General features: G+C 28.5%; 10 protein-coding genes. 5 read left to right on the top strand and 5 right to left on the bottom strand.

The window, feature by feature from the left end:
• Positions 1 to 4 precede the first annotated feature (4 nt).
• Complete coding sequence (locus tag ACWPW7_RS12730; RefSeq protein ID WP_291561965.1) at positions 5 to 484, bottom strand: septum formation initiator family protein; 480 nt, start codon at positions 482 to 484, stop codon at positions 5 to 7.
• Between the two features lie 27 nt (positions 485 to 511).
• Complete coding sequence (gene rsmH / locus ACWPW7_RS12725) at positions 512 to 1,435, bottom strand: 16S rRNA (cytosine(1402)-N(4))-methyltransferase RsmH (RefSeq protein ID WP_454053808.1); 924 nt, start codon at positions 1,433 to 1,435, stop codon at positions 512 to 514.
• 620 nt (positions 1,436 to 2,055) lie between these two features.
• Between rsmH and ychF the strand changes: the two genes are divergently transcribed.
• Positions 2,056 to 3,153 carry a redox-regulated ATPase YchF gene (ychF, locus tag ACWPW7_RS12720; protein WP_291561959.1) on the top strand — a complete coding sequence of 366 codons (1,098 nt, stop codon included), beginning with the start codon at positions 2,056 to 2,058 and terminating at the stop codon, positions 3,151 to 3,153.
• 216 nt (positions 3,154 to 3,369) lie between these two features.
• On the opposite strand, the gene ACWPW7_RS12715 is transcribed toward ychF, so the two are convergent.
• Both ACWPW7_RS12715 and ACWPW7_RS12710 read right to left on the bottom strand, forming a co-directional pair.
• Positions 3,370 to 3,495, bottom strand: a complete 126-nt coding sequence (locus tag ACWPW7_RS12715; protein ID WP_454053807.1) for a hypothetical protein — start codon at positions 3,493 to 3,495, stop codon at positions 3,370 to 3,372.
• Positions 3,488 to 5,851: an AAA family ATPase gene (locus tag ACWPW7_RS12710; protein ID WP_454053806.1), complete on the bottom strand. Its 2,364-nt coding sequence runs from the start codon at positions 5,849 to 5,851 to the stop codon at positions 3,488 to 3,490. Before ACWPW7_RS12710 ends, ACWPW7_RS12715 begins: the two co-directional genes overlap by 8 nt.
• A gap of 779 nt (positions 5,852 to 6,630) precedes the next feature.
• Between ACWPW7_RS12710 and ACWPW7_RS12705 the strand changes: the two genes are divergently transcribed.
• From ACWPW7_RS12705 to ACWPW7_RS12695, 3 genes are all read left to right on the top strand, one after another.
• A complete protein-coding gene (locus ACWPW7_RS12705) occupies positions 6,631 to 6,930 on the top strand; it encodes an IS3 family transposase (protein ID WP_454053805.1) in 300 nt (99 codons plus the stop codon).
• A gap of 47 nt (positions 6,931 to 6,977) precedes the next feature.
• Positions 6,978 to 7,352, top strand: a complete 375-nt coding sequence (locus ACWPW7_RS12700) for a transposase (protein ID WP_454053804.1) — start codon at positions 6,978 to 6,980, stop codon at positions 7,350 to 7,352.
• A gap of 173 nt (positions 7,353 to 7,525) precedes the next feature.
• Positions 7,526 to 7,948: a hypothetical protein gene (locus tag ACWPW7_RS12695; protein ID WP_291559755.1), complete on the top strand. Its 423-nt coding sequence runs from the start codon at positions 7,526 to 7,528 to the stop codon at positions 7,946 to 7,948.
• 64 nt (positions 7,949 to 8,012) lie between these two features.
• On the opposite strand, the gene ACWPW7_RS12690 is transcribed toward ACWPW7_RS12695, so the two are convergent.
• Complete coding sequence (locus tag ACWPW7_RS12690; protein WP_454053803.1) at positions 8,013 to 10,559, bottom strand: calcium-translocating P-type ATPase, SERCA-type; 2,547 nt, start codon at positions 10,557 to 10,559, stop codon at positions 8,013 to 8,015.
• 436 nt (positions 10,560 to 10,995) lie between these two features.
• Between ACWPW7_RS12690 and ACWPW7_RS12685 the strand changes: the two genes are divergently transcribed.
• Positions 10,996 to 12,636 carry a putative manganese-dependent inorganic diphosphatase gene (locus ACWPW7_RS12685; RefSeq protein ID WP_454053802.1) on the top strand — a complete coding sequence of 547 codons (1,641 nt, stop codon included), beginning with the start codon at positions 10,996 to 10,998 and terminating at the stop codon, positions 12,634 to 12,636.
• Positions 12,637 to 12,719 lie beyond the last annotated feature (83 nt).

The raw sequence follows: 12,719 nt of genomic DNA, 5'->3' as shown, positions 1-12,719 counted from the left end.
ACTGTTAAAATAAAATATTTTTGATTTTTTCAAAAAAACCTTCCTTAGATTCTTCAACGACTTTTTCACCATGGGGTACTTCAACCTGCTCTAAATTGCAATATATAGCAACTCCAGCATTAGGTTTTTTCATTTTTAGCTTAGTTGTAGCTATATCTTCTATATACTTTAAATTATTAAATTTGATAAGCTCAACTTTCATGCTTTCATTTTGCTCACGAACATTATATATTTCTTCTTGCTTTTTAATAATATCACCCTGTGTTCTATATATAGAAGAATATCTAAATAAAATTACAATTGCCACTACAAAGCTAAGTCCTATATTTCTTATAAGCTTTAATCTTCTTTTGAGAATTTGTTTCTTTTCTATTTTAGTTTTATGTGAATGTTTTTTATCTTCCTGCCTCTTAGGCACAGAAGTAGTCTTAGGTTTTAAAACTGTATTGCCACTTATCACATTTTTATCTTTTTCTACTAACATTTTACTACCCCCATAGTATTTTTAGAACTAAATTTTCTCAGCCACTCTAAGCTTTGCACTTTTGCTTCTTGAATTTAGATTTTTCTCTTCTAAAGAAGGTTCAATAGGTTTTTTACTTATTAACTTAACTATTGGTGTCTTTCCACAAACACACATAGGTAATTCTTTAGGACAAGTACATGGATCTTGTAATTCTTTAAATTTATTTTTAACAATTCTATCTTCTAAGGAATGAAAAGTAATTATAGCAATTCTACCCTCTTTATTTAAGGATTCAACTGCATCTTCAATAGTTTTATTTAATATAGTTAATTCTTTATTAACTTCTATTCTTATAGCTTGAAAGGTTCTTTTAGCAGGATGACCTCCTTCTCTTCTAAATTTCGTTGGAATAGCTGCTGTTATTATATTAGAGAGTTCTAAAGTAGTATTAATAGGTCTTCTATTAATTATAAAATTAGCTATTCTCTTTGCAAACTTTTCTTCACCAAAACTTTTTATAACATCTGAAAGTTCTTCTTCACTATAATCATTAATTACGTTATATGCAGAAAAACTATTTTCTCTATTCATTCTCATATCTAAAGGAGCATCTTTCATATAACTAAAACCCCTTTCAGCTTCATCTAACTGATAGGAAGATACACCTAAATCCATAAGAACGCCATCAACTTTTTCAATTTTTAACTCTTCTAATACTTCTTTTATATTATAAAAATTATTATGCACGAAAGTCACATTTTCATAATTCTTTAGTCTTTCCTTAGCTGCATTTAAAGCATCTAAATCTTGATCTATACCAATTAATCTTCCTTTACTTGATAACTTCTTAAGTATTTCATTAGAATGACCTGCACCACCTAGGGTACAATCTACATAAATACCATCTTGTTTAATATTAAGCGCATCTATGCACTCTTCTAATAACACTGAAATATGTTTAAAGTCCATTTTAAAGTCTCCTTCAATAAATTATTACTATACTTATTAAGGTCGTTTATCATCATTTTCTTCCTTTGTATAAAATTTAAACTCTATTAAATATTTATAACATAAATTATTCTATGAGTATATAAAAATTCCTTCAAAAAGGTGGATTTTTTTATAATCCTTTTTTAGAGAATATTTGTTGTTTTTTCTTAATTTTCTCTTAAAACGCTTTGAAAATGTTGAAAACCCTCACTTTATGCTGTTACATTAAATTACAATTCTTTCTAGAAAAATATTATTTTCTTTTAAACTCACCATAATAATAAAACTTTTTGTAAAACCTAGTTTTCCCTACAATTGTTGAAATATATTCCGTTGTAGAGTATAATTTAAAAGAATTTATTTGAGTTTTTAAAAAGTTATTTGTCATAATGTAGATATAAATTTGTAAAATTATTGTATATTATAATAATCTACAAAGTAGTTATATATCTATATTAACTTGTAAATTGAATATCTAATTTAAATATTAAGGTTTTGGAGAAACTATAAAAACTTTATATAAGGCATATGAAATACAATTAAAACTCAATTTGCTTTTATAATATACAGGAAGAGAAGAGAAAGGAAAGAAAATATATATGAAATTAGGAATAGTAGGATTACCAAATGTAGGAAAAAGCACTCTTTTTAATGCTATCACTAAAGCTGGGGCAGAATCTGCGAACTATCCATTCTGCACAATTGAGCCAAACGTAGGGGTTGTTAGTGTACCAGATAAAAGATTAGATGTGCTTGAAAAAATGTATAATACGAAAAGAAAAGTTCATACTGCTATTGAATTCTATGATATAGCTGGTCTTGTAAAAGGTGCTAGCAAAGGAGAAGGCCTTGGAAACAAGTTCTTATCTCACATAAGAGAGGTTTCCTCAATAGTACATGTAGTTAGATGTTTTGAAGATGATAACATAGTTCATGTTGATGGATCTGTTGATCCAATAAGAGATATTGAAACTATAAATTTAGAACTTATTTTTTCTGATCTTGAAGTTTTAGATAGAAGAATGGAAAAATCTCTAAAACTTGTTCGTTCTGGAGATAAAACCGCTAAGATTGAATATGCTCTAATGGAAAGAATAAAAAAACACTTAGAAGAAAATAAACCTGTTAGAACTTTAGAAGTCACTGATGACGAGGATGAATTTATAAAAGGATTGTTTTTAATAACTTCTAAACCTGTATTATATGCTTGTAATATCAGTGAAGATGATTTAATGTCAGGAAATGTTGAGAATGATTTAGTAAAAAAAGTTCAACAATATGCAGCTAGTGAAAATTCTCAAGTTATAGTTGTTTGTGCTAGATTAGAAGAAGAATTATCTACTCTTGATGATGAAGAGAGAAAAGATTTATTATCTGAATATGGACTTGAAGAATCAGGACTAGATAAACTTATAAGAGCAAGTTATAAATTATTAGGACTTATGAGCTTTTTAACTGCTGGTGTTCAAGAGGTTAGAGCTTGGACTATAAAATTAGGAACAAAAGCACCTCAAGCTGCTGGTAAAATCCATAGTGATATCGAAAGAGGTTTTATAAGAGCTGAGATTGTTTCTTACGATAAGCTAGTTGAATGTGGATCTGAAGCAGCTGCAAAAGAAAAAGGCTACTTCAGATTAGAAGGTAAAGACTATGTAATGCAAGATGGAGATGTTGTAAACTTTAGATTTAATGTATAGTTAAATTAATTGATGATTAATAATGAATAATTAATTTCTTAAATAAAAGCCATTAATTTACTAAAATTTTATTTTGTAAATTAATGGCTTTTACTATCTTTAATAAAGTATACTTTGCTAATAGTTTTAAAAGAAATTGACCTATTAAATTTTCACTGTCTACTGAAAATCTTTTTGATTATAATTGTCAAAAATTAATTTTCCAATGAATAAAGATTATTCTATGATTTTTTTTATTGATTTTTTTATTTTTTTATTAATTTTTTTTAAATCTACCTTTCTATCTACCTTTTCTAAACCCGCATTAATAGTTTCTGGAATTACCTCTTTTAAATTAGGCATCCTCTTCATTAATAATTTTATCTTTGATTCCTTTAGCTTTATCTCCATCTTTACCTTGGATATTATTCTTATCATTATATTTTTCAATCTCCTTGTTTATTGCTTTAGTAACTTTATCAAAGTTTATTGCTGGTTTATCTAATAAAACTCTTACAGCGTCTTCTACAGACTTCATTGTATAAATAGAAAACTTCCCTTCTTTTACTGCCATTTCAACTTCTTCACACAATACTAAGTCCTCTTTATTAGAAGCAGGTATTAATACCCCCTTATTTTCTATAGTATCTATAGCCTTACAAACCTTAAAAAAGCCCTCAATTTTTTGATTTACCCCACCTATAGGCTGAACTTCTCCAAATTGATTTATAGATCCTGTCACAGCAATATTTTGCCTTATTGGAATCTTACTTATAGAAGATAACATGCATATTATCTCTGCTATAGAAGCACTATCGCCATTAACAACTCCATAGATCTGCTCAAAGCTTAAATGTAAGTCTACTGGTAATTTTGTATAACCTCCATTTAAGGTACTAACATACCCTTTTAATATGCTTAATGCCTTATTATGGATCTTTCCACTTAAATTGCTATCTCTTTGAGCATCAATTATATTTCCCTCTCCTTTATAACATATGCAAGTTATTTTTATAGGTTTCCCAAAACTTACATATCCTGTATCTATAACAGAAAGTCCATTTACTTGACCTACCTTACTATTAGCAACTTCAATTAAAGTCTTACCTTCCTTATAACTTTGTAAAATTTCTTTTTCAATAAGCTCCTCTTCATAAGCAATATCAATAATATCTTTTCCATCAATTACATTTCTATTTTCTTCTTTTACTTTATTATTAGCAAGTAAAATTAAATTGTTTAACTCATAACTTTCAAAATAAATTTTATTTTTATTTTCTGCCTTTCTCGATAAGCATTTAGCTATTTGTTTAATAGCTTCATCTGTAAATGTCCTTATATTATTTGCTGATGAAAAACTATTTATTTCTCTGATTAATGCTCCTTTTACATCTTTATTTATATCCAATATTGGATTATATTCTGTTCTCATCTTAAATATCTTTTTAAAATCTTCATCATGAGTATAAAGCAAATCATAAGTTTCATAATCACCAATTAATATAACCTTCTGCCTTATATTAATTGGCTTGGGTTTTAATCCACTAAGAGCCAAGAGCTCTAAATATCCTTTGTTATAATCTAAATCTACCTTTTCACTTAAAAGTACTTTTTTCAAATAATAGTATGCCTGTGAATTGCTTAGTAGATTATTTACTCTTAAAATTAAACATCCTCCATTGGCCTTTATTAAACTTCCTGCTTTTATCAGTGAAACATCAGAAACATATATACCATTGTGATTTTCATATTCAATACTTCCAAGAAGATTATTTAAATTAGGATCTTCTTCAAAAATCACTGGCGGAGAGTTTTGTTCACTATTATCTACTATTACATTTATCATATATTTATAAATTATTTCATTTATTTTATCTTCATCATCATCATAGTTAATACTATAGTTGTCAATCAAATATGTTACTATGCTGTCGCATACATATTCTAAATATTCTATTACTTCTGTATCTCTATGAAAAACTTTTTTATATTCTTCCCTTTTATCTTCTAATTTTTCGTTTAAATAATTATACATAATACCTTTTATTTTCTCCAGCTCATTTACTTCCATAATCTTGAGCTCTTCCAAAATTTCCTTAGCTTTAAGTTTAAGTTCATTTACCTTAGATATCATCAATTCTTTTTTATCTGAATCTAAATCTTCATATTCTTCTTCCGTCATTTCTCTACCATCATTTAAGGGTATAAAAGTAAATCCTCCATCATTTGATTTAATTTCAAATCCACTACTTTTAGATATAATAATTAAATTATTTATAATTTCATTTCGTTTCTTTTGAATGGTATCTACAAGCTTTTCCTTTTCTTTACTTATAGAATTATTATAAAATTCAAAAGTATATTCTATTAAACTACTTTGTATCTCCTCTAAGGTAGCTTTGAATTTCTTTCCAAAACCATTGTTTACAAATATAGGTATTGGCTTTTTTTCATCATTTTTAACTACATAACATATATCATCAGGCTTATCTCTATCTTTAAGCACATTTTCAATATATTCTATAATTGTTTTAACCTTATCCATGGAATAATCATCAACTAAATATACATTATATCCTTCTTTATCTATTTCAAGGGCGGTTTTTATCTTTTTATATGCTTCTGAATATTGTGGTAACATACATTTATCTCTCTTAGAGTTAATACCACCAAATTCAAAATTATATATAACTTCCTTTGGAGTCAACCTTCTCTTCATAACTATCCTCCCGGTAAAAATCACTTATTATATTAATATTCCTGCAAATGGTTTTTTGGAACAAATTTATTAACTTTTTACCATAATCCTTGAATCAATAGATAATAAGAGTTTGTGAATTATGAATTAAATAAAAAAATTATAGTATACTAATATATATATAATTGAGAATTGACTATTGACAATGGACAATTATGGATATTTCTCAGTGGAAACTGAGAAATTTTAAATGGATTGTTTTTTGAAGTTACATGGTAACTTTTTACTGTATCGGCGAACAGTGTTCGCCACAGAATAACTAGCAATTATATTGCTAGTTAGAAATCAATTAAAGAAATTATTTTACTAGAAATAATTTCATCCTCAATTGTCAATTTTCAATTCTCCATTAACTTTTTACCGTAAACCTTGAAAGAATAGATATTACATCTTTGCAAATTGTGAATTAAATAAAAAAACATAGTATACTAATATGTATACAATTGAGAATTGACTATTGACAATGGACAATTATTGAGAGATTTATTAAAAAAAAGAAAATGAAATAGATTATTATGAGTATGCAGAGGAATGGATAGCATGTGGAGCACCAGCAGCAAGCATTCTTAGGATACTAGGACTGAATAGATCTACATACTATCGAAGCTACATACTATCGAAGAAAACAAGCTAAAAAAGATGGAAGTACACCCATTGTAAGAAAAGAGGGAGTTATTCCATGATTTAGCTATAATATTGATAATGTAAAAGTAAGTGACTTAGTAATACAAAAGTACATTATGGAAATAAAGTCCTGTGACCATGGACGACACTATGGTTACAAGAAGGTTACAGCAGTTCTTAAGCGAAGGTATTGCTTAAAGATAAACAAGAAAAAGGTATATCGGCTAATGAGTATATTAGGGATGATACAGAAATCTAAGGAGCCAGTTACAAGATATAAACGTGTTTGTAAGAATCACTTAGTTAAACAGTCTAATCAACTTTGGGAGATGGACACAAAGTATGTGTATATTGCTGGTACACGTGAAGTTGCTTACTTAGCTTCAATTATTGATGTTTTGATAGAAGTATTATAGCATGCAAGCTATCACCTTCTGCTAATGCTGAAGCAGCGTAAGAAGTATTGCTTACAGCATTATACAACAGAAGCATCAAAGATGCTGTTGACGGACTTACTGTCCGTACGGACAATGGTTCACAGTTTATAGCTCATGACTTTGAAAAGCTATGTATAAAAGAAAAGGTGATCCATGAAAGGATTCCAGTGCATAGCCCGAACTATAATGCACATATAGAGTCATATCATAGGTATCTTCAAGATGAGTGTCTAGCTGGCAAGATATTTAATAGTTTAGAAGAGGCGGAAGCCATCATTGATAAATATGTATATGGATATAACACGATACGAGTCCATTCATCAATAGATTATAGAACTCCTGATGAGTTCTATAATCTAAAAAATTGTAAGTTTAAGGATAAGCTAGTAATTAGTATATAGTGTCCCATTTGAGGGGGCCAATCCGTTGTCAATTGTCAATTTTCAATTCTCCATTGATAAAGCCTTGTTAATTATTGAAAGTTAATATATAATGTTTTTATTCATTATTGTTATTAATAAGTCATAGTGCTTATAATTGGAATTATATATATCATTGAAAAGGAGTTATTTTTATGGGATTTAAAGACAAACTAGCTCAAAGCTATACTAACGCATATTTAAATAAATATGGTGATAGACTTACACAATTACAAGGTAGAGTTCTCTCTATCAAACCTGAAACCAAAAGTTTTCTTGGAATATTAAACTGGATAACAGTTACTATAGTATTAAAACCTGATGCAGCAAAAAATGTTTTTACTTGTGTTTATAAGAAAAGAAAATGGTTTAAAAAGCCACAATTTATACCTGTAACTCAAGGTCACTCTGTTATAATTCAAGGACTAAAGCCTAAAAAGAGTAAAAAGAATAAAGATACCAAGGAATCTATTTCTATAATAAATTTAATTAACATGACAAATAAAGCAGAATTGGTTCCTACTGAAGGTAAAATGCCTAAACCTCAAAGAGTAAGGGCTGATAGAAGATTTAAATAGGAACTTCTATAATTCATTGCATATGTTATAAATAGAAAACTGTGGACACAATGTCCACAGTTTTCTATTTTTTATGAGATAAGAATATATATAAACTATTTATAAAAGAAATTATACTTGAGAAGAAAATTATAATTAACCATTGTCCTAGTTGTAATGGAGAAGTATGGAATATAGCTTGAAACATCGGTATATAAATAATTGAAACTAAAGATATCATAGATAAAGCTACTGCACCTAATAAATATAAGTTAGTAAAAGGATTTATTTCAAATAGGGAATATCTTTCTGATCTGCATTCAAACACATGTATTAGCTGCGAAGTTATCAATGTACCTAATGCCATAGTTCTGCAGCTCTCTAAGCTCATATTATAATATTTACCTATTAAAAATGCTGCCACTGTGCAAATTCCAATCAAAGTTCCTCTCAAAAGGATTTTTTCTTTTAATCCTCTTGAAAATACACTTTCATTTTTTGCTCTAGGAGGTTGTAGCATAATATCTTTGTCTGCTGGATCAACGCCAAGGGCAATAGCTGGTAACCCATCTGTTACTAAATTTACAAATAATATTTGAATTGGAAGTAAGGGTACATCAAGATAAAATAATGAAGCTAAAAACATTGTTAATACTTCTCCTAAATTACAAGATAATAAATACCTTATAAATTTTCTTATATTATCATATATAACTCTTCCTTCTTCTACTGCTGAAACAATTGTGGCAAAATTATCATCTAGTAGAATCATTGAAGCTGCTTCTTTAGTAACATCTGTCCCTGATATACCCATGGCAATTCCTATATCTGCCTCTTTAACAGCTGGAGCATCATTAACTCCATCTCCTGTCATAGCAACAATAACTCCTTCTTTTTTAAAAGCCTTTACTATCCTTAATTTATGTTTTGGACTTACTCTAGCAAATATCTTATACTTATTTATATTTTTTTGAAGTTCTTTATCAGAGATTTTATCTAGCTCTGCCCCTGTAATAACTTCATCAACACTTTTACATATCTCTATTTCTTTACCTATTGCAAAAGCAGTGTTTTTATGATCACCGGTTATCATTATGGGTTTAATTCCCGCAACTTTGCATTTTAATACTGCATCCTTAACTTCTTTTCTAGGAGGATCAATAATTCCTGCTATACCTATAAATATTAAGTCTTGTTCTACTGCTTCACTTTTTACTAGATTATTTTCTTTATAAGCAGCAGCAATGCATCTTAATGCTTTATAAGACATTTTATCAATTGCCTTTTCTACATTTTGTTTATGGCTGTATGTAAAAGGCTCTATTTTACCATTTATTAAAATGTGGCTACATCTTTCAATTACCCTTTCTGGTGCTCCTTTAACATAACAACTATTTTTGCCGTTTTCCTCTATGATAACAGACATCATTTTTCTTGTAGAATTGAAGGAGTTTTCATATACTCTTTTTCCTTTATATATAAAATTTTGTATTTCCTTTCCGCTATTAAAAAATGCTGTTATAAGTGCCGTCTCTGTAGGATCTCCAAATAAAGTCTTCTCTAATGTGATACCATCAAAATTATAATTACAATCATTACAATAAGTAAAAGCTTTTTTCAACATCAAATTTGGATTCTTTCCAAAATCCTCTATATTATAAATATTGTTATTAAAATATAGACTTTTTACTGTCATTTTATTTTCTGTAAGAGTACCAGTTTTATCACTACAAATTACAGAGGTACATCCTAATGTTTCAACAGCAGGTAGCTTTCTAATTAACGCCTTTCTATTCAACATTCTTGACACGCCTAAAGCTAATGCTACTGTTACAATAGCTGCTAATCCCTCTGGAATTGCCGCAACCGCTAATGTAACACCTGATAAAAACATATTGTAGGGATCTTGTCCTCTTACAATTCCTAGTATAGTTACTAAAGTACAAATTACTAAACATAACACAACTAATATTTTCCCTAGGGAATCTAGCCTTTCCTTTAATGGTGACTTTTCACTATCAATATTATCGAGCATATTAGCTATTTTCCCCATCTCTGTACTCATTCCTGTTGATAATACCTTTGCTTTGCCCTTTCCAGTTAGCACAATCGTTCCCATGTAAATATCATTATTACTTCTATCATTAGCATTTTTATAAACGCCTACTGATTCCCCTGTTAGCAGTGATTCATCTACCATAAAGTTATTATCTTCAACCAACAAACAATCTGCTGGTATCCTATCTCCAGTTTCTAGTATTACTAAATCACCTGGAACTAAATACATAGAATTTATAACTTGTATTTTCCCATTTCTAACTACCTTTGCAGTGGGTGAAGCCAACTCTTTCAATGCCTCCAATGATTTCTCCGTTTTATATTCTTGTACAAAACCCAATATAGCATTCATAAATATTATTATTATTATAGTTATAGCATCTGCACTATCTCCCATAATTCCTGAAATTATGGTAGCAGCAATTAAAACCCAAATTATAAAATCATTAAATTGAGATAAAAATATTTTAATTACTGATACTTGTTCCTTACTTTGTAAAACATTCAATCCAAACTGTTTTAACTTTTTTTCTACTTCATCATTAGTAAGTCCTCTAGCCTCTTTATCATGCACTTTTATTCCCCCTTTTCTTTTAAATAATAAATAATCTAAAACAACATACAATATAGATAGACTACTTTCAAATTTAATCTATGCATTCATACAATTGTATTATTGAATTATTTGAATTCACATTAGTATAAAATTTATTATTTTATTAGATAATAGTTAAAAAATTATATTTCTCAATTAAATATCTAAAGAAATTAATTTCATCATTAATTGGTAATACTAAATTATGAATTCTTATTAAATTAAACTGCAATGTACAAGTTAAAGTTTATATATTTAATAACAACTATCTTACTCTAAAATATATGTACGAGCCTACTAGTATATGAAAAAATATGCAATACTAAATTTTTTCCTTTACAGACATGGATTATAGCTATAAAATACATATAGTAACTCTTTTATTTATGGAATTCTATTTAAGGAGGTAGCGCATTTGAAAAATATAATTTACATTACAGGACATAGAAATCCAGATTCAGATTCCATTTGTTCTGCTCTAGCCTATGCAGAATTTAAAAGTAAAACTCAAAAAGCTCCTGCTATGGCGATTAGGCTAGGAGAACTAAATAATGAAACCAAATTTATATTGGACTATTTTGGTGTTGAAGCCCCAAAGCTTATAAAAACAGTAAGAACTCAAGTATCAGATTTAGATATAGATACTGTAGCTCCAATTTCTCCAGACATATCATTAAAGATGGCTTGGAGCATAATGAAAAAAAACAATGTTAAAACTTTACCAGTAGTAGATGAAAACGATAGACTAGTTGGTATTGCTTCTGTTTCTAATCTAGCTTCTAGTTATCTAGATATTTGGGATAACTATATATTAGCTAAAAGTAACACCAAGCTGGAAAATATATTAGATACTCTATCTGCAAAAGTTGAATACTTACACGAAGAAGGTGTAGTACTAAATGGTAAGATTGCAGTAGCTAATATGTCCCCAGATATAGCAAAGACTATAATTGAAGAGGGCGATATTGTGATCTGTGGAGATAGAGAGGAACTACAACATTGTGTTGTTGATAGGAAAGTCTCTTTAATGATAATAACAGGAAATAAAGAGCCTTTAGAAGGAATTATTGATAAGGCTAGAAAAGTTGGATGTACTATAATTTCTACTCCATATGATACCTTTACAACTTCAAGATTAATAACTCAAAGCATTCCAATTAGTCATGTAATGACTAAGAATAATTTAATAAGCTTTGATACTGCTGATTTTGTTGATGAAATAAAAGATATTATGCTTGAAACAAGATATAGAAGCTATCCTGTATTAGATGAAAACAATAAAGTAATTGGAAGTGTATCTCGTTATCATTTAATCAATCAAAGAAGAAAAAAAGTTATATTATTAGATCATAATGAAAAAGCTCAATCTGTTGATGGTATAGAGGATGCAGAAGTTCTTGAAATAATAGACCATCATAGAATTGCAGATATTCAAACTGGACTTCCAATATATTTTAGAAATGAACCTGTTGGAAGTACTTCAACTATTGTTGCATCAATATTCTTTGAAAATGGCATTAGACCAAGCAAGAAAATTGCTGGGGTATTATGTGGCGCAATAATTTCTGATACATTATTATTAAAATCTCCAACAGCTACATTAGTTGATGAAATAATACTTAAGAGATTAGCTCAAATAGCTGATATTGATATTGAAGATTTCGCTAAGCAAATGTTTAAAGCTGCTACATCTCTTGAAGGAAAATCTTCTAAAGAACTTTTCTATCAAGACTTTAAAACCTTTACTATAGGAGATATAAAAATTGGTGTAGCTCAAGTTACAACAACTTATATTGAGGGCTTTAACGATTTAAAAGAAGACTTATTGAAACTTATGAATAACGTAGTTTCTACAAATGATCTTGAAATGATTACTTTAATGATAACTGATATTTTTAATGGTGGTTCATTATTCTTAGTGGCTGGAAATAAGGATTTATTTATAAAAGCATTTAGTTCAACATTAAAGGATGATGCTGTATATCTAGATGGAGTAGTATCTAGAAAGAAACAGGTTATTCCTCCTTTAACAGATGCTATAGGTCAAATGAAATAAAAAAGGCGTATATTACGCCTTTTTTTACTATTTTTTATTTACTAACTGTAGCGGCGAACAGTGTTCGCCATAAACTCCAAATT

The sequence above is a fragment of the Clostridium sp. Marseille-Q7071 genome, from assembly GCF_965112025.1.
The sequence above is the reverse complement of the archived record's forward strand: the minus strand, read 5'-3'. Positions and strand labels throughout refer to the sequence as shown.